This window comes from Komagataeibacter oboediens (genome assembly GCF_003207815.1).
In the GTDB taxonomy this organism is placed as follows: domain Bacteria; phylum Pseudomonadota; class Alphaproteobacteria; order Acetobacterales; family Acetobacteraceae; genus Komagataeibacter; species Komagataeibacter oboediens.
Map to the genome: position 1 here is coordinate 114,585 of NZ_NKTX01000005.1, position 24,884 is coordinate 139,468.

A 24,884-nucleotide genomic window follows, 5' to 3' on the forward strand; every position below is an offset into this window, starting at 1 on the left:
GGGATCGGACGCAGGCCGCCCACCAAAATCATACCGGAACGGGAATGACATGGCGACCGCCCTGCCCCGCGCGTTCAGGCGGCATCCCGGCCTATGCCGGGATGGTTGTTTCCTCCTGCGCCAGCCGGACCAGCGCCGTCAGCACCTTGCGTGCCTGCGTGATGCGCTGGACGTTGGTCATTTCGCGTATGGTCGCCAGCTTGTGGTCGGGCCGCAGGCGGACATTGGCTTCCTTCTGCTTCGCAATCCATGCCACCAGCCCTGCCGGGTTGGCGAAGGTATTGCCACGGAACTGGATAACCATACCTTTCGGCCCGGCCTCCAGCCGTTCCACTCCGGCCTCGCGGCACATGCGCTTCAGGGTGACGACATCCAGCAGGTTGCGCACCTCATCTGGCAGCGTGCCGAAGCGGTCTACCAGTTCGGCTTCCATCGCCTCGACTTCCGCATCATTGGCCAGCGCCGCGATGCGGCGGTACAGGCCAAGGCGGACCGGCAGGTCGGTGACATAGGTATCGGGGATCAGCACCGGCAGGCCAAGGATGATGTTGGGCGTCCAGTCACGGTCCTGCAGCCTGCGCCGCCCTTTTTCCGTGCGCAGGTCGGCCACCGCGTCTTCCAGCATCTGCTGGTACAGCTCGATCCCCACCTCGCGGATATGGCCCGACTGTTCATCGCCCAGCAGGTTGCCCGCACCGCGCAGGTCAAGGTCGTGGGATGCCAGCGTGAAACCTGCCCCCAGCGTATCCAGCGTCTGCATGACTTCCAGCCGTTTCTGCGCTGCCGCCGACAGCACATGCGTCTGGGGCCACGTAAGATAGGCATAGCCGCGCTGCTTGCCACGTCCCACGCGCCCGCGCAGCTGGTACAGCTGACCCAGACCGAACATATCGGCGCGGTGAATGATCAGCGTGTTGACTGCTGGCATGTCCAGACCGCTCTCCACAATGTTGGTGGACAGCAGGATGTCATATTTCCCGTCACTGAACTCGGTCATCACCCGTTCCAGCTCGGTTGGTGTCAGGCGGCCATGGGCCTGTACCAGCCGGGCATCGGGCACGATTTCATGCAGGCGCGCGGCCATGCGGTCCAGATCCTCGATACGCGGCACGACGCAGAAGACCTGCCCACCACGGAAGCGTTCGCGCTGGATCGCCTCGCGGATCACCACGCTGTCGAACGGCATGATGAAGGTGCGCACCGCCAGCCGGTCGGTGGGCGGAGTGGCGATCAGGCTCATTTCCCGCACGCCGGTAAGCGCCAGCTGCAGTGTGCGCGGCAGCGGCGTTGCGGAGAGTGTCAGCACATGCACGTCCTCACGCAGCGCCTTTAGCTTTTCCTTATGCGCCACGCCGAAATGCTGTTCCTCATCGACGATCAGCAGGCCGAGATCGGCGAATTTCACTGTCTTGGCCAGTAGCGCGTGCGTGCCGATCACGATATTGACCGTGTCATCAGCCAGCCCCTTGCGCACGGCGGTGGCTTCCTTGCCCGTGACCATGCGTGAAAGCTGCGCCACCTTGACCGGCAGCCCGGCGAAGCGGGCGGAGAACGTGCGGTAATGCTGGCGTGCCAGCAGCGTGGTCGGCACCACAACCGCCACCTGCGCACCTGACATGGCGGCAACAAAGGCGGCCCGCAGCGCAACTTCGGTCTTGCCAAAACCCACGTCGCCACAGACCAGCCGGTCCATCGGCCTGCCCGACGCCATGTCATCCAGCACGTCGGCAATGGCGCGGGACTGGTCCTCGGTCTCGACAAAGGGGAAGCGGGCACAGAACTCGTCCCACAGCCCGTCTTCGGGCGTAATGGCCGGGGCCTCGCGCAGGGCGCGCGCGGCGGCCGTGCGGATCAGTTCACCCGCCATGTCGCGGATGCGCTGTTTCATCTTTGCCTTGCGCGACTGCCACGACACGCCACCCAGCCTGTCCAGCGCCACATGGGCCTGATCCGAGCCGAAGCGGCTGAGCAGTTCGATATTCTCCACCGGCAGGAACAGCTTTTCATTGCCGTCATAGATCAGGCGCAGGCAGTCATGGGGGGCCGTGCCCACCCCGATCGTCTCCAGTCCGTCATAACGGCCGATGCCGTAATCCTGATGGACGATCAGGTCGCCTTCGGCAATTTCGGAGGCTTCGGAGATGAACTGGTCCGCCTTCTTGCGCCGGCGCGGCGGGCGGGAAATCCGCTCACCCAGCAGGTCCTGCTCGGATACGAAGGCCACGTTATCGGCCACGAAACCGCGTTCCAGCCCCAGTGTCAGCAGGCCCACGGTGTCGGGCTTCAGCTTCTGCGCGTCTTTCCATGTGGCGAATGTCTGGACCGGCAGGCGGTATTCACGCAGCAGCACGCCAATCCGCTCGCACGATCCCCGGCTCCAGGCCGTGACATAGGCGCGCCTGCCCGTCTGGGACCATTCCTCCACCTTCGCATGCAGCATGGGAAAGACGTTTTCACGTCCGTCGGTCACGGTTTTGGCGAACATCTGTCCCGGCCTGCCGCCCGCGTCCATGCCGGGCGCGCCATCGGGCTGGGCGAAGGGCATGAACACCACGGCCTTGTGGCCCGCAATCATTGCATCCCAGCCCTTGCGGTCGAGATACATGAGGTGCGGCGGCAGCGGGCGGTATGGTACTTCGCCTTCCCGCGTCGGCTGTCTGCGGGCGTCATAATGGTCCGCGATCATTTCCAGCCGGGTGACCAGCACCTCTTCCGCCTGGTTGGCCAGCGATATGGACACGCCGGGCAGGTAGTCCACCAGCGTTTCCATCTGTTCGTGGAACAGGGGTAGCCAGTGCTCCATTCCCGCGTGCCGCCTGCCGTCCGATATGTGCTGGTACAGCGGGTCATTGGCCGCGGCCGGGCCAAACAGGTCGCGCCAGCCGGTGCGGAAGCGTGAGATGCTGGCGGGATCAAGGCTGAAATCCGCCACCGGACGCATGGTCAGGCTGTCGATCTTCGCGGTCGAGCGCTGGGTGCCGGGGTCAAAGCGGCGGATGTTCTCCACCTCGTCACCAAACAGGTCAAGGCGCACGGGTTCGCTGTCGCCTGCGGGGAAAATGTCAAAAATGCCGCCACGGGTCGCGAACTCGCCCTGGTCCATCACCGTGTCGGTACGGTTGTAGCCATGCGCGATCAGCAGTTCCATCAGGAACGGCGCATCAAGGCTTTCACCCGTCTTGATGGTCATCGACTGCCCGGCAAAGGCGGCGCGTGGTGCGACACGCTGCACGATGCCCATCACCGTGGTCAGCACGATGCGGGGCGCCGTGGTCTTTTCCAGCAGACGGGTCAGCGTTGCCACCCGTTCCGCCACGATGGCGGGATTGGGGGAAACACGGTCATACGGCAGGCAGTCCCAACCCGGAAAACGCAGGATTTCCGCCTTGGGTGCAATGAAGGCCAGCAGGTCCGCGATGCGCGCCATGGAGGCATCATCGCGGCAGACATGCAGCACGGGGCCGTCATGTTCCCCTACCCTGCGCGCCAGCAGGAAAGCGTCATACCCATCCGGCACGCCCCATACGGGAAGCGGTGCGCCGGGTGCGAGTGAGAAACCTGCCGTATCGTTCATTTTCCGCCCCGGATCGCAGCAAGCCGCGCGGGATCGGTGGCATCGGCCATGATTTCCTTCATCATGGGGGTATTGAGTTCGTCCGGCACCGGGCGACGGCCGCTCAGCCAGTCCGCAAGGTCGGCATCCGGCAGGTCCATCACCGCTTCCAGCGCATCAAGCTGGGCTTCGGTCATGCCTTCCAGCCGGGGGGCGACAAAGCCCCCGATCAACACGTCGGTTTCGTGTGTGCCGCGATGTGTGGCGCGGTAATATATCTTGCGCCGTCGTGTATCGAGGCGCGAGAGATCAGGCGTTCTGGCTTCCATTGCGTTCCACCCATGATGGTTGTGTTTTGTTCCGTAACGCAGGTGTCCTATAGCCGTCACGCGGGCATCTGTCAGCCCGCATGACAAGCATGCCACCCCGCAGGATGAACCACCGCGTGTCCGATACCGCCTCCCCGTCCGTCAATTCCCTTCTTGCCCCGCTGCTTGCGGGCGTGGAGACGCTGAAGGGCGTGAAGCCCGCCACCGCCAGGCTTCTGGCGCGCGTGGCGGGTGGCGGCCGGGTGATCGACCTTCTGTTCCACCTGCCGGAATCGGCGGTGGACCGGCGGTATCGCCCCACCCTGCGGCAGGCCGGGCCGGGACGCGTGTGTACCCTGCATGTCACGATTACGCGCGTTGTGCCGCCCGCACCCGGCGGTGGTCGGGGCAAGCGGCCGTGGCGGGTTGTCGTGACCGACGGCACGGCGGATGCGGACCTGGTGTTCTTTTCCCCCCATCAGGTCCGCAGGCTGGAAGCGGGACAGGAGATATGCGTGTCGGGCACGCTGGAACGCTTTGGCGACCGGCTGAACATGGCCCACCCCGATTACGTGGTGCCTGCCGCCCGTATGGCTGAAATCCCGCTGCTGGACCCGGTATGGCCGCTGACGGCGGGGCTGTTCTCCAGTCAGGTGCGTGCTGCCGTGCGGGCGGCGTTCGATGTCTTTCCCCCCCTGCCCGAATGGCAGGACGCCAGTGTGCTGAAACAGCGCAGGTGGCCGGGGTTCGAGGCGGCGCTGCGCACGCTGCACCGCCCGTGTGACATGCCCGACCTGCTGGAAGGTGACGCGCTGGTGGCCGCGTCCGAACGTGCCCGTGCCCGCCTTGCCTGTGATGACCTGCTGGCGCAGCAGGTATCCATGGCGCACGCGCGCAGGCTGAACCGGCTGCGGCCGGGGCGCGCGGTGGTGGGTGATGGCAGCCTGCGTCGCATTGCCCTGTCGCGCTTCGGCCATGAACCCACTACGGCGCAGATCCGCACGCTGGCGGAAATCGATGCCGACCTTGCTGCCCCCCGGCAGATGACGCGTCTGCTGCAGGGGGATGTGGGCGCGGGCAAGACGCTGGTTGCACTGCTGGCCATGCTGGCGGCAGTGGAAGCGGGCCACCAGGCGGCCCTGATGGCGCCGACCGAAATACTGGCCCGCCAGCATCTGGCCACTTTCCGCAGACTGTCCCCCGTGCCGGTCGCGTTCCTTAGCGGCAGCGTGAAGGGCAAGGCCCGGCGTGAGGCGCTGGCCATGATCGCCGATGGCACGGCGCGGCTGGTGATCGGCACCCATGCGCTGTTTCAGGACAGCGTGGTGTTCCATGACCTTGCGCTGGCGGTCATTGATGAACAGCACCGTTTTGGCGTGGAGCAGCGCGCGATGCTGGGGGAAAAAGGCCCGCGCACGGATGTGCTGGTCATGACGGCCACCCCCATCCCGCGCAGCCTGCTGCTGACGCAGTGGGGGGACATGCTGGTCAGCCGGCTGGATGTGAAGCCCGCGGGGCGCAAGCCGGTGCGCACGTCGCTGCATGCGCTGTCTTCCATGGAGGACCTGCTGGCGGGGCTGGAGCGCGCGCTGGCGCGTGGGGCACGTATATTCTGGGTCTGCCCGCTGGTGAGCGAGAGCGAGACGAGCGACATCGCCGCCGCCGAGGCCCGCCACGCCGCCCTGTGCGCCCATTTTGGCGAGGGGGCCGTGGGGCTGGCGCACGGACAGCAGGACATTGCCGTGCGCGAACAGGCCATTGCCGATTTCGCGGCGGGAAAGACCCGTATCCTTGTGGCGACGACCGTGATCGAGGTTGGCGTGGACATACCCGATGCGACGGTCATGGTCATCGAGCACGCCGAACGTTTTGGCCTGGCGCAACTGCACCAGTTGCGCGGGCGCGTGGGGCGTGGGCAGGCGGAATCCTACTGTCTTCTGCTGCATGACACCGCACTGGGACAGACCGCGCGGCGCAGGCTGGCCCTGCTGCGTGAGACGGAGGACGGGTTCCTGATCGCCGATGAGGATTTCCGCCTGCGCGGCGGCGGGGATCTGACGGGGCGGCGTCAGTCCGGACTGCCGGACCTGCGGCTGGCCAGTCCGCTGCATGTGGACATGCTGCTGCGGCTGGCAGCGCAGGATGCACGGCGGATTGTCGATACCCCGCCGGCAGACGCCCCGCCCGCGCTGCGTGCGCGGCTGCCCGCCATCAGGTTGCTGCTTGAACTGTTTTCGCGGGCACAGGCGGTGCGGGCGATACGCGCGGGATAGCGGGCGGCCTGATCCCCAGTTCGACTGCGGCCTGCGCAAGGTAGAAGGTGGCGTACAGGTCCAGCGCCTCTGGCGTCTGTTCCATACGGGCGCGCAGCACCGCGCCTTCCCACCCGATCCAGAAATAACGCGACAGCCGGGTGCAGGCCTGTTTCTGCGTGGTGGAGGGATGCGGGCCACATGCCGCCAGCAGGCAGTCGGTCACGCGCTGTTCCCATCCCTCCAGAATCGTCAGGAGCATGTTGCGAAACGAATCGGGCAGCGTGTCGATTTCCTGCCCCAGGTTGCCAATCAGGCAGCCACGGCGGAAATTGTAGCGGATCATGCCCGCGCGGGCGTCGTGCATGAAGTTGAGCAGGCGCTGCAGCGGCGGCGCTGCAGCGTCCTTCAGCCACAGGTCCAGCTTGGTGTTGAAATACGTGGCATAGCTGTCAATCAGCACGTGCCCGAAATCTTCCTTACTGCTGAAGCAGTAGTAGAACGACCCCTTGGAGATTCCGGTGGCGTTCAGCACGTCATCCACGCATGTGGAAGAAAATCCTTTTTCCGTCAGCAGTCCGACGCCCGCCCGTACCAGCATGGCCCGCGTGCCTTCGGGCGCACGGGCGATTTTGGGCGGGCGGCCACGACCTCGACGTGGGGGGGATGTATTGGACATGGATCGTTTTCTTACCTGTATGGGGGCATATGAATCAGGGTGTTGGTGCCGATAATGTGCGAATGCGAATGGAAATCAAGAATAATTCCTGAATTTAATCCGCATCTTTTTCACGACTTTTTGCATCCCTGCCCCTCACAAACCGTTCACAGATGAAAATTCGTGTGGAAACCAACGGCGGGAATATGCTTTGGTGTTGTTGATGCCGATGCGATTTATGCTAGGATCACCGTAGGACAGAGGATGTTTTCCTGAGCCGCGCCGTCTAAACAACGGTCAACGACATACAGGCAGTCTCTATTCTGCAAACGTGCTTTCATTCGGTGATGCCCCACAGGGCAGCCACCACCTAGACCTCGGGATTACGACCGTTGAGAAGTAACAGGACCGACCGCAGCTCCCGCTCCCCGCGCCGCGGCGGGTTTGACGATGATTTCATGTCGTCGCCTTCATTTGGTGATCGCGGCGCTCCGCCGCCGCGCCGTTCCTTTGGTGGTGGAGGTGGTGGTCCCCAGATCGTCGCATCCGGCCCGGAAATCAGCGCCACTGTAAAGTGGTTCAACAGCGAAAAGGGCTTCGGCTTTGTCGAGCTGTCGGACGGGTCGGGTGACGTGTTCCTGCACGCCAATGCCCTGAACCCCACCGGGCATGCGACAGTTGCGCCGGGTACCACGCTGGTGGTGCAGATCGGTCAGGGTCCCAAGGGCCGCCAGGTCGCAGGCGTGCTGTCCGTCGACGAAAGCACGGCGCAGCCCGAACGCCCCCGCAGCGGCGGCTTTGGCGCAGCGCCTGGCGCGCGCGGTGGCTTCTCGCGCTCCGGTCGTCCTGCCCCTGACCTGTCGCATGCGCAGGATATGCGCGGCACGGTCAAGTGGTACAACGCGACCAAGGGCTTCGGCTTCATTACGCCGGAAAACGGTGGCAAGGACATTTTCGTCCATGCTTCCGCGCTGGAACGCTCGGGCCTGTCCGGCCTGACGGAAGGCCAGACGGCGAACGTGCAGGTTGTCGAAGGCCAGAAAGGCCCCGAAGCAGCAGCGCTGTCGGTGGACTGATCCTCCCTGCCCTGTCCCATCCCGCCACATGGCGGGTGTGGGAATGGTAAACGGATAGAATGAAAACAGGGCCATCCCGGCTGGGGCGGCCCTGTTTTTTATTATGTGGTCCTGTCTGGGTGGGCGTGCCGGCCAACGACAGGCAAGCCCGAAGCGCGTGGGGACGGATCAGTAATCGCCGCCCTTGTTACGGATCAGGCGGGCCTTGTCACGCTGCCAGTCGCGATCAGCTATGGCCTGTCGCTTGTCGGCTTTCTTGCGTCCCTCGCCCACGCCCAGCGTCAGCTTGGCCAGGCCACGGCTGTTGAAATGGATGTCCAGCGGCACAAGGGTCACGCCACTGCGGGCGACTTCCCCCAGCAGCTTGTCCACCTGTTTTTTGTGCAGAAGCAGCTTGCGTGGCGCACGTGGTTCAAACCGCGACAGCACACCGCCCTGATATTCGGGAATATAGCTGTTGATCAGCCATATCTCTCCATTTCGTTCACCGGCGTAGGCTTCGTTGATGGTGGCGCGGCCCATGCGCAGGCTTTTGACCTCGGGGCCCTTGAGCACAATCCCCGCTTCCACCGTTTCCACAATGGTATAGTTGAAACGGCCCTTGCGGTTCTGGGCTGCGATCCCGGTCGAGATCATGCCGCTGCCCTTGTTCCTGGCTGCCATGGGGTTAATCCAGCAGCCCGACGGCGGAGAGGGCATCCTTGACCTTCTGCCTGCTGGCATCGCTCAACGGGGCGAGTGGCAGACGGCATGTCTCCCCCATCAGGCCCAGAACGCTTGCGGCGAACTTGACCGGGACAGGGTTGCTTTCGCAGAACAGTGCGTCATGCAGCGGCAGCAGCCGGTCCTGCAGTTCCATCGCGTCCATCACATGGCCGTCGTTCCAGCTCTGCTGCACCTGTGCGCATAGGGCGGGCGCCACATTGGCGGTCACGCTGATGCAGCCGTCGCCACCGGCGGCCAGGAAGGAAACGGCGGTGCCGTCCTCGCCCGAAATCTGGTTGAACGGCTTTTTCACCGCCCGGCGCACCAGCAGCGGACGCAGCAGGTTGGCAGTGGAATCCTTCACGCCAATGATATTGGGGTGTTGCGCCAGACGCGCCATGGTCTCCACCGAAATGTCGATGACCGAGCGGCCGGGAATATTATACAGGATAAGCGGAATGCTGATGGCATCCGCCACGGCCATGAAGTGGCGGTATACCCCTTCCTGCGTCGGTTTGTTGTAGTAAGGCGTTACCACCAGCACGCCCGATGCCCCGGCCTGCTGGGCCTGCTGGGCCATGGCGACGGCTTCCGCCGTGCTGTTGGACCCTGCGCCTGCAATGACGGGCACGCGCCCCGCCACGGATTTTATGGTGAATTCCACCACCTTGGCATGTTCATCATGCGTCAGGGTCGGGCTTTCGCCCGTTGTGCCGACCGGAACCAGGGCGGATGCGCCCTGCTGGACCTGCCAGTCGATGAATCGGCCCATGGAGGGCAGATCCAGCGATCCGTCCTCGTTCATGGGGGTAATAAGGGCGGTAATGGAACCCTTGAACATGGTTGTTTCCACCTGGATCCTGTGTCGTGGCTATGCGTGTGCCGGTGGGTCCGGCGCGTTGTTTCCTGTGGCCTGTCCCGGGCATGGGGCAGACCGGACCGTTATATAGACAATGGCACGGCGGGCAAAACATGCCCGCCATGTCCAGTCCCGTCAGGGTGTATGCCGGAAGGGCGATGCGGGATAGACGCCCAGGATCTCCTGCTGTTCCGAAAAGAACGAAAGTTCATCCAGCGCGCGGGCCAGCGGGGGGGCCTCGGGGTGGCCTTCCACGTCCATGAGGAACTGCGTGGCCGAAAACGATCCTTCCAGCATGTAGCTTTCCAGCCGTGTCATGTTCACGCCTGCCGTGGCCAGGCCGCCCAGCGCCTTGTACAGTGCGCCCGGCTGGTTGTTGACGCGGAACAGCAGCGTCGTCATGAAGCCCGGCCCGGCCGGTGGCAGCGTGTCGGGCCTGCGCGAGGCGATGTAGAAGCGCGTGGTATTATGGGCGGCGTCCTCCACATTGCGACGCAGGATTTCAAGGCCATTGAGCTCTGCAGCAAGCGACGACGCCACGGCCACATCTTCCTTGCGGCCCCATTTGCGCACCATTTCGGCAGCGCCCGCGGTATCGAATTCCACCACCGGGTCCAGCCCCAGTTCACCAATGACGCCCCGAACCTGCGCCATGGCCACGGGATGGGTATGCACCCGCCGCGCATCCGCCAGCGTGCTGCCGGCTATGCCCAGCAGGCAGTGTTCCACGCGCTGGAAATGTTCTCCGACGATAAACAGTCCCGCTTCGGGCAGCAGCGCATGAATGTCGGGCACACGTCCCGCCAGGCTGTTTTCACATGCCAGCATGGCCAGTTCGGCCTGCCCGTCATGTACGGCGGCAATGGTCTGGGCAAAGGTCTGGCATGGCAGCGTGGTCCAGCCAGGCCGCGCCTGCCGGCAGGCCAGATCCGAATAGGCGCCCGGCCGTCCCTGAAAGGCGATGATGCGTTCGCCGCTCATGCCATGTTCTCCAGTGTCGCCCGCGCGCGTTCAAGGTCTGCGGGTGTATCAACGCCAAAAGGTGCGGTAGTGATCCGCGCACACCCCATGGTCAGGCCCGCTTCCAGCGCGCGGAGCTGTTCAAGCTTTTCACGTTTTTCCAGACCGCTTTCCGGCAGACTGACAAAGCAGGCCAGTGCCGCGCGGCGGTAGGCGTATATGCCGATATGGTGCCATAGCGGCCCGTCCCCCCATGGAATGGGCAGGCGGGAAAAATACAGCGCGCGCGCCACCTGTGCATCTGGTGCGAAAGTGCAGGCGACCTTGACCACGGATTGCGCGGCGGCTTCCGCCCCATCGCGCACGGGGGCGACAAGGGTTGCGATGTCGGTTTGCGCATCCGCCAGCGGGCGCAGCACGTCACGCAGGTTCTGTGGGTCTACCCCCGGCAGGTCGCCCTGCAGGTTTATGACCGTGTCATGCAGTCCCTGCGGGTCCAGTTGCTGCAGGGCCTGCCATATGCGGTCGGACCCCGAGGGAAGCGCCGGGTCGGTCAGGACCGCCGTGCCGCCAGCGCGTTCCACCACATCGGCGATGTCACGGTCTGCCGTGGCCACGGCCACGGGGCCGATATCGGCTGCACGCGCGCGGTCAAGCACATGGACGATCATGGGACGGCCGGCAATGTCGGCAAGCGGTTTGCCCGGCAGCCGGGTCGAGGCCATCCGGGCCGGAATCAGGACAATGGGGTTCATGGGATCTGGGTCTGGGCCATCCGTAATCTGTGGCGGCGGCGGGGGCCGTCCGCTGCCGTGCGTGCTTCACACAGGGCGCGCAGCAGTCTAGGTAAGGAGCGGTTTTCATGCAACCGTATGGGAAGGACGCCCGATTTCATGGACAGTGTACGCCTAAACCAGATCGGGGCAGCCTGCCTCTTCGCAGCGCTGGCGGTGGGTGCCAGCTGGGGTGTTGCCCATACCGCCGTGCCCGAACCGGTGCCTGCGAAGCCCGGCGTGGCCATCCCGCATCCCGCAGCCCCGGCGGGTGCGTCGATCGATGATCTGGTCGCCAGGGCCAGCGTGGAAAAGGGGCATGCCATTGCCGACCGGCAGTGCGCGATGTGCCACAGCCTTGCGCCACAGGGGCCTTCCATTATCGGCCCGGCCCTGTTTGGTGTGGTTGGCACGCATGTGGGTGATATTCCGGGGTATGAGTTCTCGGATGCGCTGAAGACCCACAAGGACGAGACATGGAACAACACCACCCTGTCCACCTGGCTGAAATCCCCCGCTGATTATGCGCCGGGCACCAAGATGTCGTTCCCGGGCATTGAATCGGAAACCGAGCGTGCGGACCTGATCGCCTACCTCAACTCCCTCAAGCCGGAGCCGCGGTAATGACCGCCCTGCCCGCTGCCTTCCCGCGCGATGCGGTGCTGGAGGCGGCGATGGCCGCCGCCGACGTGGCGCGCGCCGTGGTGCTGCCCTTTTTCCGCCGGGGTGTCCGCGCGGATGAAAAAAGCGATGCCAGCCCCGTCACCATAGCCGACCGCACGGCGGAACGCGCGATTCGGGCCGTACTGTCCGAACGCCTGCCCGGTTTTGGCGTGATGGGGGAGGAATTCGGGCTGGAACGCGGCGAAAGCCCGTATCGCTGGGTGGTGGATCCGGTGGACGGCACGCGGGCCTTCCTGACCGGGCGTCCGACCTTTGGCACGCTGATTGCCCTGCTGCACGACAATGTTCCGGTGCTTGGCGTGATTGACCAGCCCGTGACGGGGGAACGGTGGATCGGACTGCGTGGTGAAACCACGCGGTACATGTCTGCCCTGCCCGGCACGCCTGCCACGCGCGCATGCGCCGATGTGGGACATGCAGAACTGTCATGCACCGCGCCCGAGATCCTTGATGCGCCCCACCGGCCCGGCTTTGACGTACTGGCCGCCGCCGTCAGGCGGACAAGCTGGGGGGGTGACTGTTATGCCTATGGCCTGCTGGCGCTGGGGCAGATCGACATTATTGCCGAATGTACCATGAAGATATGGGACTGGGCAGCGCTGGTGCCGGTGGTGGAAGGGGCCGGCGGCCGCATGACAGACTGGTCGGGTCAGCCGCTTCGCGCGGATGGCGATGGCACGGTTCTGGCGGTAGGGGACGGCGCCCTGCTGCCCCGTGTGACGGGGCTGCTGTCGCGTGGCATTGCCATAAAGTAACGGCGCTAAATGATCTTTCCCCCTAGCGGGGGCACGGGCAATCGGATAGGGACGACCCACCTTGACCGTACAGAAGCGGGAGCACGCGACATGACCAGCCAATCCAACGGACATCTTTCCCTGCCCAAGGACAAGATACGCATCCTGCTGCTTGAAGGCATCCATGACAGTGCCGTCAGGCTGCTGAAGGAAAATGGATACGAAAACGTAACCCGCCTGAAAACGGCGCTGGAGGGCGATGCCCTGCAGAAGGCGCTGGAAGGCGTGCATATTGTCGGGATCCGTTCACGCACGCAGCTGACGCGTGAGGTGATCGAAAAGGCCGACCGCCTGATCGCGATTGGCTGTTTCTGCATCGGTACCAATCAGGTGGACCTGAACGCTGCGCGTGAGGCCGGTATTCCGGTCTTTAACGCGCCGTACAGCAACACGCGTTCGGTCGCCGAACTGGTCATGGGCGAAATCGTGATGCTGATGCGCCGCATCTTCCCCAAGTCGGAGGAATGCAACGCCGGGATCTGGAAAAAGTCCGCCACCAACAGCTGGGAAGTGCGTGGCAAGACGCTGGGGATCGTGGGGTATGGCTCCATCGGTTCGCAGCTGTCCGTCCTGGCCGAAGCCTTCGGCATGCGCGTGTTCTATTACGACGTGATCGACAAGCTGGTGCATGGCAATGCAACGCCGGTCGATACGCTGGAAACCCTGCTGGCGCAGAGCGACGTGGTCAGCCTGCATGTGCCCCAGACGCCGGAAACGGCCGGCATGATCGGTGAAGCCCAGATCCGCGCGATGAAGAAAGGGTCGTTCCTGATCAACAACGCGCGCGGCAACGTGGTGGATCTGGATGCGCTGGCCGCTGCGCTGAAGGACGGCCACCTGCTGGGTGCCGCGATTGACGTGTTCCCCAAGGAACCGAAGGCGGCGGGCGAGGAATTCCAGACCCCGCTGCGTGGTCTGGACAACGTGATCCTGACCCCGCATATCGGCGGTTCCACGGCGGAAGCGCAGGAACGTATTGGCGTGGAAGTGGCGCGCAAGCTGGTGGAATATTCCGATGTTGGTTCCACGCTGGGGGCGGTCAACTTCCCCACCGTGCAGCTGCCGGAAAACCCGCACGGGACACGCTTCATGCATGTGCATAAAAACGTGCCGGGCATCATGCTGCAGATCAACGAGATATTCTCCTCCGAAGCCTGCAACATCACCGCGCAGTACCTGCAGACGGCGGGTGAACTGGGTTATGTTGTTGTCGAGGCCGACACCGGCCGCGACGTGGAAAAGGACAACCGTATCCTTGACCGCCTGCGTGAACTGAAGGGCACCCTGCGCGCCCGGCTGCTGTACAAGCAGCAGTAAAATAAAATATTGATAAAATTGTAAAAGTTTTTGGGTGCCGCCTTTATTTAAAGCGGCATCACCCTGAACGACCGATAAGGGGGCATGCCATTGGGCGCGCCCCTTTATTTTATGGACAAAGTGTCTGGCGGCTGATGTCACCAGTGGTCTTGTCACATCCGCCCGCTGCCTCAATAATAACGGTATCGTTATATATTGGGGGTGCAATGCCTGTCATTTCCCGACGGTCCGTTCTGGGTGGTGTCGCCATGCTGCCATGGGCAGGCGGGCGCGTGGCAACGGCGCGGCCGGTTCGTCTGCCTCTGGCATCGGTGCTTGCCGCCGATCCATTGCGACCGCAATATCACCTTATTGCTCCCTATGGCTGGATGAATGATCCCTGTGGGCCCGTCTGGGTACGGGGGCGTTATCACATGTTTTATCAGTGGGGGCCGGACAAGGCCGCGTTTGGCGATATTCACTGGGGGCATGCGGTCAGTACGGACCTTGTGCACTGGCGCAACCTGCCTGCCGCACTCTCGCCTCAGCCCGGCGGCCCCGATGCGCAGGGCGTGTTCAGTGGCTGCGTGGTGATCGATGGTGCACGGGCGGTGGCGTTCTATACCGGGATCGAGCCATCCGTGCAGTGCATGGCTACGTCCGATCTGGACATGATGCACTGGACGCGCCACCCCGAACCCGTGATCGCGACCCCGCCCGAAGGACTGCAGGTGGAAGGCTTCCGCGATCCGATGGTGTGGAAAGACGGGACGCGGTGGTGCATGGTGCTGGGGGCGAATGTCCATGCTTCCCCCATGGGGCCAGGTGGTGTCGTGCTGCTGTATGACAGCCCCGACCTGCTGACATGGACCTATCGCAGGATCCTGTATGGGCCGACCCACATTGCTGGCGGATATGATGATGCGATGGAGTGTCCGGACTTTTTCGCGCTGGAGGCTTCTCAGGTTCTTGTCTATTCGCTGGGTGATACCGTTTACGCAGCCGTTGGCACGTTCGGGCAGGACAGGTTTCACGTCCGCCATGTTGCGCCGCTGGGCTACGGGTTGTTCTATGCCGCGCGGACCATGCTGGATGCGGACGGCCGCCGCGTGGTGTGGGGCTGGATCCCCGAAAAACCGGGACGGGCCAAGACGGCCATGCAGGCAGGCTGGAACGGGGTGACGTCCCTGCCCCGCGTCATGACCATCGGTGAGGACGGTCTTGCGCGGGTGGCCCCCCATCCGGCAATTGCAATGCTGGAAGGGCCGGTCTTCATGCAGGGTGCCGGGCATGAACCGGGGCATACGGACGGACCGAATGCCCGTATCCGCGTATCTTTTTCCGGGCAGGCGCCGGGACGGATCATTTTTGGTGGTCGGGATGCCTTCCTTGATCTGGATTACGATCCCTACCGGCCCGGGCGTGAACTGATCGCCAATGGGGATGCGGCTCCCCTGCCCCTGGCTGATCACAGCACCCTTGATATTCTGGTTGATGCATCGGTTATCGAAATCTTCGCATCCAGCGGGATCGGCCTGAGCACCCGCGCCTATGGTGACGCGGCGGGACCATTCGTGCTGAAAATGCAGGGTACGTTCGAAAGCGCATCCATACAGGCGCGGCGCATGACCCCTATTTCCCCCGACCGACTGACGGCGGACCCGGAACCGACAGGCGGCTAGGGGGCGCCAAGGAAGGTCTGGTCGTGCCGCTTCAGGCGGGTGTGGCGCTGTATGTCGGTTTCCATCACGCAGGCCATGAGCAGCGCAATTACCCAGCCGATCCCGGTCATGCCCGTAGCGCAGTTCACCACTGCCACCACCGCCGCGTTATGCACACCGCGGCGACATGCAATGAACGTTGGCAGCAGGAACAGCACCATGCTTCCCGCCAGTCCGAAGGCCAGTACCAGAAGGACAGCCGTGCCGATTTCCAGCCCCGTGCCCTGTATGGACTGCCAGCCACGGTAGACCTCGTAAGTGGAGGGAACATGGATATTCATAGCACTTCATGCTAACCCTAAATACAGGCGTGCCGCCACATCATATCGCGCGCTGGGCACCGGCGTGCAGCATGAACATGTCGGTCGGATCCAACTTGTCAGGGTTTTTTTTACAGTGCGCAGTCATGTGTGCCCCGATGGGGACAACCTGTGATCTGGGGTGATTTCCAGGCGGTGATCCAGCTGTCAGCCGGATTGAATGTCGCCATCCTCAGTTTCGTCGATATCAGCCTGCCCGCCATAAAGGAGCGCAGGCGCGTCTTTGCCAAGGCCCGGCAGGAACTGGAACTGCACCGCAGCGGCACAGACCACCAGCACCCCGATGACGCGGAGGAATATGCTGCCGCCGTGCAGGAAATGGATCGCAAGCTGTTCCTGTTATGGCAGGAATCCTCCACCTTCATCCGGGAGGAGGAATCCCTCATCCGGTCCACCGGCGTGCTGGGCGTGTTCGGTGCGGTGCTCAGCCTCGGGCTGTTATGGTACTCGGCCGAGCATTACGGCGGAATCATATCGCTGATGGGACGGGTACTGATCATCCTGTCCTTCTGCTCGCTGCTGGGTGCCTTCCTGATAAACTTCATGACCGCGTCGCAGGCGGGCGTGTTTACCAAGAAGTGCAATTCCATCCGTGAGGAAATGCACAAGCGCCTGTAGCCTATCCCCGCGCGGCGCGCGGGCGCATGCGCCACACGATACGCGTGCCCTGCATCATGAATACCGCCACCAGGCCGATCCCGTTGCCGCACCACAGCCCCGATGGCCCCATGCCATGGCGGAAGGCAAGGTAGACCCCGCTGGGGAAACCAATGCCCCAGTACCCGATAACAGCCAGTACCATCGGCACTGCGGTATCACCCTGCCCGCGCAGGATGCCGGTGGTGATGACCTGCACCGCATCTGGAATCTGGAATGCCGCCCCGACCAGCAGAAGGCCCAGCGCCATGCTGACCGCCTGTGTGTTTTCGGGCAGCGACATGTTCAGGTAGAGGCTAATGATGGCATGTCGCCCCAGCGCCATTCCCAGTGTCATGACGGCCGCCACCGCAATGCCCAGCAGCATGGCTGCCCATGCCGCACGCCGCATCATGGCCGGGTCGCCCCGCCCGGTCCAGTAGCCGACACGGATGTTACATGCCTGCCCCAGCGCCATGTACACCACGAAGCACTGGACCCCTATTCCCAGCATGATCTGGAATGCTGCCAGCGCGCTGTTGCCAAGGCGTGCGGCCTCAAGGCTGTTGGCCTGGAACAGTGAGACCTCCGCCATGGCGGCTGCCAGCATCGGCAGCCCGGTGCGCAGCAGCGCAAGCGTATGTCCCCATTCATGCGCGCGGGGACGCAGCATGGTGCGCAGGTCCGGCCTGCGCGCCACGAAGGCCAGCATGATGAACGGCATGCACCATAATGTCGTGACCGTAGCGATGGCCGATCCATATAGCCCCAGCGCAGGCAGCCCGAACCAGCCATGGATCAGGGTTGCGTTCAGCACCCCGTTGACCACCGTGATGCACGGCATGACGCGCATGAGGATGCCCTGCGCCCCCATGACCGGCAGCGCCGTGGTCACGATCCCCTGCCCCAGCAGGGCGGGCGGCACGGCCCACATCAGGATATGGACGAAATGGACGACGGGCGCGCGGATGGCCTCGGGCTCGTTCATCCATGCCAGTAGCCGGTCAACATGCCACAGGCAGAACAGTTCGGGCAGGCACAGGGCCAGCGCCACCGCCAGCATGGATGTCATGATGGTGCCCAGGCTGGCGTGGTCCTGCCGCCCACGCGCCTGTGAAAGCAGGATGCCGCCCGCCTCGATCATGGCGGCAAGGATGGCATTGAGCGTGAAGAACGTGCTTGTCGCCAGTCCCCCGATCGCCAGCGCCGATGCGCCCAGCCCCCCCAGCAGTACGTCATCGGTCGCGCCCATCAGCATCTGGACAAACTGTGACAGGCCCATCGGTCCCGCGATGGCAAGAATGGAGCGGAATTCCGTCCCGAATGCGTGTGGTGAACGCGTCATGCAATCCTACTGTCAGCCATGCGGCATGGTTATGTCTGCCGTACGGTATCTGTGGGGGGTTTATATCATTCCATCGCATGCCGCCAGCATATGGGGATCATGATTGACACATCATGCTTTCCACGTCACCCGTACCGCATGGACGGATCGGCAGACGGCATGCGGCAGGCGCGTGGTGGCGGATTTGCGGGGCATATGCATGCATCGTGCTGGCCCACAGCTCCCCTTGGGGCACTGGTGGACTGTCTGGATGCAGGCCGCGTACCGCTCAATCGCGCGCAGCGGGCACGTTGTCCGGGCCCCGTGCCCTATCATGGCGCCAGTGGTGTTGCGGGATATGTGGACCGGGCGCTGTTTGATGGGCCGCTTGTGCTGCTGGGCGAGGATAGCGCTCCCTTTTTCGATTCCGTGCGTGATGTCGCGTTTTTCCATGATGGCCCGTTATGGGCGGGCAATCATGTGCATGTGCTACGTCCGCGGATAGGGGTGGATGGGCGTTTCCTGGCGCATGCGCTCAATACCCTGTCCTATGCCGCGTATGTGGACGGCACAACCCGCCCCAAGCTGACCCGCGCACGGATGAACAGCCTGCCGGTACCCTGTCCGCCATTGCAGCACCAGCGTGCCATTGCCCAGGCGCTGGACCATCATCTGGACCGGATCGACCGACAGTTGCGTGAACTGGATGTGCAGGCGATGACGGCCAGTGAATACACGCAGGCGGCCACCCATCATGCGCTCCTGCCCTCTGGCGCGGCATGGCCCGGCCCCGTGCCGGCCGGCGGGACCATCCGGCCCTTGGGCAGCGTGTTTGACATCGTGGGCGGGGGCACGCCCGCTACGGGCAACGCGGCCTGCTGGGGACATGACGTGGCATGGCTGACGCCTGCCGACCTGCCTGCCGGGCCGCCTGCATGGGTGGATCATGGCGCGCGGAGCCTGTCTGCCATGGGGTTGGCTGCCTGCCGTGCCGCGGTGGCGGAAGCGGGCGCGCTGGTTGTCTCCACCCGTGCCCCGGTGGGGCGGGTGGGCATGACAGCGTCACCTGTATCCGTAAGCCAGGGGTGCAAGGCGCTTGTGCCGCGCGCGGCGGATGTGGACCTGCGTTTTCTTGCCCTGCTGCTGCATGTGGCGGCTCCGGAACTGCGGCGCCGTGCGGGCGGAAGCGTCTTTCCCGAAGTGGATACCCGGACCCTTGCTTCGCTTGAACTATGCCTGCCCCCTCTGCCCCGCCAGCGCGCGGTCGCGCAGGAAGTGTGGGAGATGCTGGACCGGCAGGCCCGCCGGGCGTATGCCCGCGAACGGTTGCGCGCCGTGCTGTGTGAATATCGTCCTGCCCTGCGGCAGGCCCATGTCAACGGACAGGCGACGTAAAGGCAGTGGAATGGGGTGGGAATGAGTACAACGGACGAATGTCGCGCCCGCGCGCCCGGATCCCCCGGTTCGGGAATGGATGTGGAAATTGCCGTCCTGCCGCGTCCGACACGGGCGGATGAGGACGCGGTGCTGTCCATACTGCGTGATTTCACATGCGGCGTGGTGGGATACATTGACTGCCATGACCTTGTCATCGTGATCCGCGATCGCGTGACGGGGGACATCCGGGGCGGTCTGGTGGCGCAGTCCCGCTGGGGGGAAATGCATATCAACATGCTGGCCGTGGCCCCCCGCCTGCGCGGGCGCGGGATGGGACGCAGGCTGGTGTCGATGGCCGAACACGAAGCCCGCCAGCGGGGCTGCACCCATATGTGGCTTGATACCTATGCGTTTCAGGCGCGGGTTTTTTATGAAAAGGTGGGGTTTGAGGTGTTCGGTCAGCTTGATGGCCCGGCGCCTTTCTTTCCACGTTATTTCATGCGCAGGCTGCTGTCGGGCGCGCAGGCGCGCTGATATATGTTCAGCAGTTGTTAAACCGGGCGCGATAGCGTGTGGCGCGCCGTCCATGCGCATGCCTGGCGCGGCATCGATCATGAATATGCACGGGCGCAGGAAAACGCGCGGTCCCGTGCCGCGCGGGTTATGTTACAGTGTCTGACATATACGATGCATCATCATCACATCAGGAATAGATCATACCATATGGATGAAAACCGGAGCCGGACCCAGTATATCGGGACCTTTATATTTGTATGCGCGGTCGTGCTGTTTTCCTCGTGGATCGAACAGTCCTTCCTGTTTGCCTTTGTCTGGGGCGGTATCCTGAGCATCACGACCTATCCGCTGTACCGCCGGCTGGTCGGGCGGGGCATGGGCAACCGTATGGCCGCGGGTCTGATCGCGGCGGGGATCTTCGCGCTGCTGGCCGTGCCCATGATTGCCATGGTGGTGCGGGCGGGCATGGACCTGCCATCCCTTCTGGCATGGGGGCGAGGGGCGTTGCATGATGGTATCCCTGTCTCGCCACAGGTGGCGGACATCCCGCGTATCGGCCCGCGTCTGTCGGTGTTGTGGAGCCGCTACCTGTCCGACCCGGAGGAACTGCGGCACTGGACCGGCGTGGCATCGCGCATGTTCGCAACGGGCGACGGCCGCGCACTGCCGCACCGGGTGATGGACATGACGGAAACCTTCGTCATCGCTACCCTGTCGGTCTATTTCTACCTTGCCGCATCGCATGCGCTGGTAAGCGATATCCGTGCCGTGGGCCGCCGTTTCCTGGGGGAGCGGACAGGTGACGTCATGCGCAACACCGTAGGCGCCGTGCGTGGCACGGTCGCGGGGCTGGTGCTGGTCGGGCTGGGCCAGGGCGTGCTGGTGGGGATCGGCTATTTCATTGCGGGCACCCCTCACCCCGCCCTGCTGACGCTGCTGACGGCGGTGGTCAGCATCATTCCTTTCTGCGGGCCGATCCTGCTCTGCGCCACCACGCTCATGACCTTTGCCGCCAATGGCGTGACGCAGGCCGTGATCGTGGCGGCGTTGGGGACCATCGCCTATGGCGCGGGGGACCATTTCGTCCGCCCCAAGCTGATCAGTGGCAGCACCAGCATCCCGTTCCTTGCGGTGCTGACGGCCATTCTGGGGGGGCTGCACATGTTTGGCCTGCTGGGGCTGTTCATGGGGCCGACGGTCATTGCGGTCGCCCTGTCGCTATGGCGCACGGCGGCGGCGGAAGAACAGGCGCGTTAGGGCTGACGGATGGCTGAGGGCCCACCCCCTCCGCTGCTGTCGGCTGCCGCCATCTGGCGTGTGGCCGACCTGCTGCGTGGTGGCATGGAACCGGCGGAATACGGGCCGGTCATCCTGGTGTTTACCATGCTGCGGCGGCTGGAACTGTCGCGTGCGCGTCCCGCGCGCTGGCTGGATGCCGTGGCGCGCGCGCCTGACCCGCTGGCGTGCCTTGACCGCCTGACGGGCCGCCTGCCCGCGGCCGTGCGCGATATCATATTGCAGCTGGAGGTCATGCCTCTTGCCCATCGTCTGGCGCGCACGGGCCTGCTGGGAACGCTGGCGGCGCATTTTACCGCGCTTGACCTGTCGCCCGCCCGGCATGGCACCGAGGCAATGGCGCGGCTGTTTGAGGAACTGGTCCACAATTTCGCCGATCCCCGGCGGACAGGGGCGCATTTCACCCCGCCGGAGGTCACGGACCTGATGGTGGATCTGGTTTTCGCCCCCGATGGTCCGGGTGCGCAGCACAACCTGTATGACCCCGCTGCCGGAACGGGCGCACTGCTGGGACGGGCTGCGGACCGGTTACAGCAGCGCGGCATTACGGTGGATCTGTTCGGTCAGGAAATCAGCCCCCGCGCCTGTGCCCTGTGTCGTGCGGACATGCTGCTGCGCGGACGCGCCCCGGGGCAGATCGCCTGTGGTGACACCCTGGCCCATGACGGCCATGCAGGCCGCCGTTTTGTCCGCATGCTGTCCAATCCGCCCTTCGGGCTGGACTGGCGTCATATCCGCGCGGCCATACAGGCTGAACATGCGCAGGGGCATGCCGGGCGTTTTGCCCCCGGCCTGCCCCGCGTGGCGGACGGGTCCATGCTGTTCATGCTGCATCTTGTGGCCCATATGCGCAGCCCGCGTACAGGTGGTGCACGAATTGGAGTGGTGACGCACGGTGCGGCATTGACCGGCGGTGGCGCAGATTCCGGTGAATCCGCCATTCGACGGTATTTGGTGGAACACGACCTGATTGATGCGATCATTGCCCTGCCCACGGACATGTTCGTCAATACCGGTATCGCGACCTATATATGGATACTGGACAACAACAGGCCGGCGGCACACAGGGGCATGGTCCGGCTGGTTGATGCGACAGGGCTGTGGCATCGCGCCCTGTCTGGCGCGGGAGAAAAACGGCGCGAGATGACGCCGCGCCATATCGACGCCGTGCTACGGGCCTGCACACTCGATACGGCAATGGATATGCTGTTGCGCGATGGGGCGGAGGGCGCACCCGTCTCATGGCAGGTGCTGGCGCATGACGTCCCCACGCCGGACGGGGCGGCGGATATGCGCCGGACCCCGTTTTCATGTCTCCTGCCTGGGCGGGAATTCCTGTACCGCAGCCTGACGGTGACGCGTCCCGGCCGTGATGGCGCGCCGGTACGGACCGCATTCCGGGTGGGAATGGAACATGACCCACAGGCCTGGTTCAGCCAGATGATCCGGCCATACGACCCGGATGCCCGGCTGGATACCACCCGGACTGCTACCGGCTGCGCCATTTCCTTCGCGCGATATTTCCGCCATCCCGTCCCACCCCGGCCGTTACACGACATCGAGGCCGACCTGCGTCGATCAATGGCGCAGCTTGTGGCGCTTATGCCCGGTGGAGAACCGCCCGAAGACCCATAATGGCGCATTGATGAAGATGGATAAAAGTTTTCGGATGTCGCCCTGGTTTTAAAAGGCGGCGTTTTTACAGCCCCACGAATTCCTGCTCATCCAGATAATACAGGAAATCGTTGATGGCGTGGAACTCGCTCAGGTGATCCAGCACGTGATAGGCGAAGGACAGCGCCCCTGCCCGGCACGTCGCGCGCTGCTGCGGGTCGGCTATGGTGTCGAAATCCGCCGTGTGGGCGTAGCCAATGATGCGGCGGATGATCTCGATCCCGGCAAAGCCGATGGTGTCGCCCAGGATCTCATCCATGAATGCCTGCTGCGCCACGTGCGCCGCCGGTCCATAGGCCAGCGGGCGCAGCGTGCCCGGTGGGGGGGACTCATTTCCGTTCCACAGTCCCATGAACTGTTCATGGAAACTGTTCCAGAATGCCGCGATATCGCGCACGGTGGCCTTTCGTGCCGCCCTGTCCGGTGTCGCGAAATAATGCAGCACCAGATTGCCCACGAACATGCCGCAGTCGAACCCGATGGGACCGTAGATCGCGAATTCCCCGTCAATGACGCGGGTATCGTCCGCCGTGCTCATGATCGAACCGGTATGCAGGTCGCCATGCAGCAGTGCCTGCGGTTGCGACAGGAAACGCCGCCGCAGGTTTTCAACCGCCAGCAGCGTCGCGGCGCTGGAGCGGATGTCCAGCACGATGGGCGTCAGCACGGGGTCATGCCAGTGGTTGCGCGGATGATCACGGTACGGGTCATCCAGCACAAGATCCAGCGTGATGCGTGTCAGGGCGAGATTGGCGACAAAGGTGCGGCGCGTGGTGAACACCTCTTCGAACGGGCGGGCCAGAAGCGATGTGCCAAACGCGGCGCGGGCGATGAAGGTGCCGATGCGTGGCGCGACACCGGGCCAGTCCGCCCCCTGCATCAGGGCCGTGCGCAGAACGGTATGGCCTGACAGGCTTTCGACAATCAGAACATACAGGTCACGGTCGAAATACAGGCATTCCGTCGTCAGTTCCCCCACCAGCGGCAGGACCGCGTGCAGCCATGCGGCTTCGAAAAACGTGCGGTCCAGCGGCATTTTCCATGACGGGTCCACGCGCACATGCGGCAGCGACTGCTTCAGGCAGACTTCCCCCACCGGACCGTTGACAAGAAAGACATTGTTGAGGTTGCCATCACTGACCTCGCGCACCTGCCACTGCGCGGGCGCGCCGCCAAGGCGCGTGGCCACGTCCGGCAGGCCCGCGATCAGGCTGCGTATGCCCTGTGCGTCCAGCGTGTGGTAGGGGGTGGTCTGGGTCATGCGGCTCTCCTCATGCCATGCGCCGCGTGCTGCGGGGCGCGGCAGGGTCGCGCGCAGGCTGCGGTTATGCAATGCTTTTTTATAATTGCACGCGCGGATACCGCGCAGTAACCCATAAGCATAACAGAAGAGGAACGCCGGTATGCCGATCAAGGATCCCAAGGTTATCGAACACCTGAACACGCAGCTGACGAACGAGCTGACGGCCATCAACCAGTATTACCTGCATGCCCGCACGCTGCGCCACTGGGGCGTGACCCTGCTGGGCAAGAAGGAATACGAGGAATCGATCGAGGAAATGCGCCACGCCGACTGGCTGATCGAGCGCATCCTGTATCTGGGTGGCCTGCCCAACGTGCAGCGCTACAACCAGATCCTGGTAGGACAGGATGTGGAGGAAATCCTCAAATGCGACCTGAAGCTTGAGGAAAAGGCCATTGGCGACCTGCGCGAAGGCATTGCCTACTGCGAAAGCGTGCGCGACTTCGTCTCCCGCGACCTGTTGCTCAAGATCCTGGTCAACGAGGAAGAACACGAGGACTTCCTCGACCGCCAGTTCGACCTGATCCGTCAGGTCGGCATCCAGCAGTATATCAAGCTGAACTCGGCCCCTGCCCCCGATCAGGACTGATCCCGCTCCGGTGGGCGCCACAGGCCCCCGTCGTCCCATGGGCGCGGGCGGCTGGCGGTGGCGCCGCCCCTTCCTGCCATGCAAGGATGTCGAGCAGTTCAAGGAACGCGTTTTCCATGAATGCGCAGGCCTGGCGCATGGACAGCCGGGTTGATGGCATGGCGGGTTATCCTGTCATCATGCGGCGATGCGCGACCGCTCGGGTCGCGC

23 protein-coding genes are annotated in these 24,884 nt (G+C 63.9%); 12 read left to right on the plus strand and 11 right to left on the minus strand.

Annotated elements, in window-relative coordinates; genetic code table 11:
• Positions 1-91: 91 nt before the first annotated feature.
• Together mfd and CFR80_RS05075 are read right to left on the minus strand one after the other, a co-directional pair.
• Complete coding sequence (gene mfd, locus CFR80_RS05070; protein ID WP_110507129.1) at positions 92-3,574, minus strand: transcription-repair coupling factor; 3,483 nt, start codon at positions 3,572-3,574, stop codon at positions 92-94.
• Entirely contained in the window at positions 3,571-3,882 is a 312-nt protein-coding gene (locus CFR80_RS05075; protein WP_010507900.1) for an FAD assembly factor SdhE, read from the minus strand. Before CFR80_RS05075 ends, mfd begins: the two co-directional genes overlap by 4 nt.
• A 104-nt stretch (positions 3,883-3,986) precedes the next feature.
• Between CFR80_RS05075 and recG the strand changes: the two genes are divergently transcribed.
• Positions 3,987-6,134 carry an ATP-dependent DNA helicase RecG gene (recG, locus tag CFR80_RS05080; RefSeq protein ID WP_110507130.1) on the plus strand — a complete coding sequence of 716 codons (2,148 nt, stop codon included), beginning with the start codon at positions 3,987-3,989 and terminating at the stop codon, positions 6,132-6,134.
• Here recG and acuR read toward each other — a convergent pair.
• Positions 6,073-6,792 (minus strand): acrylate utilization transcriptional regulator AcuR, encoded by a 720-nt coding sequence (gene acuR, locus CFR80_RS05085; protein WP_232275585.1) that lies wholly within the window; start codon positions 6,790-6,792, stop codon positions 6,073-6,075. The genes recG and acuR overlap by 62 nt on opposite strands.
• Before the next feature lie 371 nt (positions 6,793-7,163).
• Between acuR and CFR80_RS20090 the strand changes: the two genes are divergently transcribed.
• Complete coding sequence (locus CFR80_RS20090; protein ID WP_029329294.1) at positions 7,164-7,847, plus strand: cold-shock protein; 684 nt, start codon at positions 7,164-7,166, stop codon at positions 7,845-7,847.
• A gap of 168 nt (positions 7,848-8,015) precedes the next feature.
• On the opposite strand, the gene smpB is transcribed toward CFR80_RS20090, so the two are convergent.
• The 4 genes from smpB to CFR80_RS05110 form a co-directional block, all read right to left on the minus strand.
• On the minus strand, positions 8,016-8,510 hold the full coding sequence (gene smpB, locus CFR80_RS05095) for an SsrA-binding protein SmpB (RefSeq protein ID WP_010513428.1): 495 nt from the start codon (positions 8,508-8,510) through the stop codon (positions 8,016-8,018).
• A gap of 4 nt (positions 8,511-8,514) precedes the next feature.
• The gene (gene dapA, locus CFR80_RS05100) at positions 8,515-9,393 is read right to left on the minus strand and encodes a 4-hydroxy-tetrahydrodipicolinate synthase (RefSeq protein ID WP_010513427.1); all 879 of its coding nucleotides are present in this window, start codon (positions 9,391-9,393) and stop codon (positions 8,515-8,517) included.
• A 153-nt stretch (positions 9,394-9,546) separates the two neighbouring features.
• Positions 9,547-10,392 (minus strand): prephenate dehydratase, encoded by an 846-nt coding sequence (locus tag CFR80_RS05105; protein ID WP_010513426.1) that lies wholly within the window; start codon positions 10,390-10,392, stop codon positions 9,547-9,549.
• Complete coding sequence (locus CFR80_RS05110) at positions 10,389-11,126, minus strand: 3-deoxy-manno-octulosonate cytidylyltransferase (RefSeq protein WP_110507131.1); 738 nt, start codon at positions 11,124-11,126, stop codon at positions 10,389-10,391. The genes CFR80_RS05105 and CFR80_RS05110 overlap by 4 nt, the downstream gene beginning before the upstream one ends.
• Positions 11,127-11,264: 138 nt before the next feature.
• On the opposite strand from CFR80_RS05110, the gene CFR80_RS05115 reads away from it, so the two are divergent.
• The 4 genes from CFR80_RS05115 to CFR80_RS05130 all read left to right on the plus strand — a co-directional run bounded on the left by CFR80_RS05115 (position 11,265) and on the right by CFR80_RS05130 (position 15,600).
• On the plus strand, positions 11,265-11,768 hold the full coding sequence (locus tag CFR80_RS05115) for a c-type cytochrome (RefSeq protein WP_010513424.1): 504 nt from the start codon (positions 11,265-11,267) through the stop codon (positions 11,766-11,768).
• Positions 11,768-12,583 carry an inositol monophosphatase family protein gene (locus tag CFR80_RS05120; protein WP_010513423.1) on the plus strand — a complete coding sequence of 272 codons (816 nt, stop codon included), beginning with the start codon at positions 11,768-11,770 and terminating at the stop codon, positions 12,581-12,583. Before CFR80_RS05115 ends, CFR80_RS05120 begins: the two co-directional genes overlap by 1 nt.
• Before the next feature lie 90 nt (positions 12,584-12,673).
• Positions 12,674-13,939, plus strand: a complete 1,266-nt coding sequence (serA, locus tag CFR80_RS05125; protein WP_010513422.1) for a phosphoglycerate dehydrogenase — start codon at positions 12,674-12,676, stop codon at positions 13,937-13,939.
• A 206-nt stretch (positions 13,940-14,145) separates the two neighbouring features.
• Positions 14,146-15,600 (plus strand): glycoside hydrolase family 32 protein, encoded by a 1,455-nt coding sequence (locus CFR80_RS05130; protein WP_010513421.1) that lies wholly within the window; start codon positions 14,146-14,148, stop codon positions 15,598-15,600.
• Here CFR80_RS05130 and CFR80_RS05135 read toward each other — a convergent pair.
• Positions 15,597-15,920, minus strand: coding sequence for a superinfection immunity protein (locus CFR80_RS05135; protein ID WP_010513420.1), 324 nt, complete (start codon positions 15,918-15,920; stop codon positions 15,597-15,599). The two genes, CFR80_RS05130 and CFR80_RS05135, sit on opposite strands and share 4 nt — an antisense overlap.
• A gap of 150 nt (positions 15,921-16,070) precedes the next feature.
• Between CFR80_RS05135 and CFR80_RS05140 the strand changes: the two genes are divergently transcribed.
• Positions 16,071-16,577 (plus strand): hypothetical protein, encoded by a 507-nt coding sequence (locus CFR80_RS05140; RefSeq protein ID WP_010513419.1) that lies wholly within the window; start codon positions 16,071-16,073, stop codon positions 16,575-16,577.
• A 1-nt stretch (position 16,578) separates the two neighbouring features.
• Here CFR80_RS05140 and CFR80_RS05145 read toward each other — a convergent pair whose 3' ends face one another.
• Positions 16,579-17,940, minus strand: a complete 1,362-nt coding sequence (locus CFR80_RS05145) for an MATE family efflux transporter (RefSeq protein ID WP_010513418.1) — start codon at positions 17,938-17,940, stop codon at positions 16,579-16,581.
• 99 nt (positions 17,941-18,039) lie between these two features.
• On the opposite strand from CFR80_RS05145, the gene CFR80_RS05150 reads away from it, so the two are divergent.
• The 4 genes from CFR80_RS05150 (at position 18,040) to CFR80_RS05165 (ending at position 22,743) form a co-directional block, all read left to right on the plus strand.
• Positions 18,040-19,314, plus strand: coding sequence for a restriction endonuclease subunit S (locus CFR80_RS05150; protein WP_232275583.1), 1,275 nt, complete (start codon positions 18,040-18,042; stop codon positions 19,312-19,314).
• A 21-nt stretch (positions 19,315-19,335) separates the two neighbouring features.
• Positions 19,336-19,830 carry a GNAT family N-acetyltransferase gene (locus tag CFR80_RS05155; RefSeq protein ID WP_110507132.1) on the plus strand — a complete coding sequence of 165 codons (495 nt, stop codon included), beginning with the start codon at positions 19,336-19,338 and terminating at the stop codon, positions 19,828-19,830.
• Positions 19,831-20,019: 189 nt separating this feature from the next.
• Complete coding sequence (locus CFR80_RS05160; protein WP_029329292.1) at positions 20,020-21,069, plus strand: AI-2E family transporter; 1,050 nt, start codon at positions 20,020-20,022, stop codon at positions 21,067-21,069.
• A 9-nt stretch (positions 21,070-21,078) separates the two neighbouring features.
• Entirely contained in the window at positions 21,079-22,743 is a 1,665-nt protein-coding gene (locus tag CFR80_RS05165; protein WP_010513414.1) for a class I SAM-dependent DNA methyltransferase, read from the plus strand.
• 64 nt (positions 22,744-22,807) lie between these two features.
• Here the strand turns inward: CFR80_RS05165 and mtnK are convergent, their stop codons facing one another.
• On the minus strand, positions 22,808-24,043 hold the full coding sequence (mtnK, locus tag CFR80_RS05170; RefSeq protein ID WP_029329291.1) for an S-methyl-5-thioribose kinase: 1,236 nt from the start codon (positions 24,041-24,043) through the stop codon (positions 22,808-22,810).
• Between the two features lie 142 nt (positions 24,044-24,185).
• Between mtnK and bfr the strand changes: the two genes are divergently transcribed.
• Complete coding sequence (gene bfr / locus CFR80_RS05175; protein ID WP_010513412.1) at positions 24,186-24,674, plus strand: bacterioferritin; 489 nt, start codon at positions 24,186-24,188, stop codon at positions 24,672-24,674.
• Here the strand turns inward: bfr and CFR80_RS19205 are convergent.
• Entirely contained in the window at positions 24,637-24,834 is a 198-nt protein-coding gene (locus CFR80_RS19205) for a hypothetical protein (protein WP_157132898.1), read from the minus strand. The genes bfr and CFR80_RS19205 overlap by 38 nt on opposite strands.
• Between the last annotated feature and the right edge of the window lie 50 nt (positions 24,835-24,884).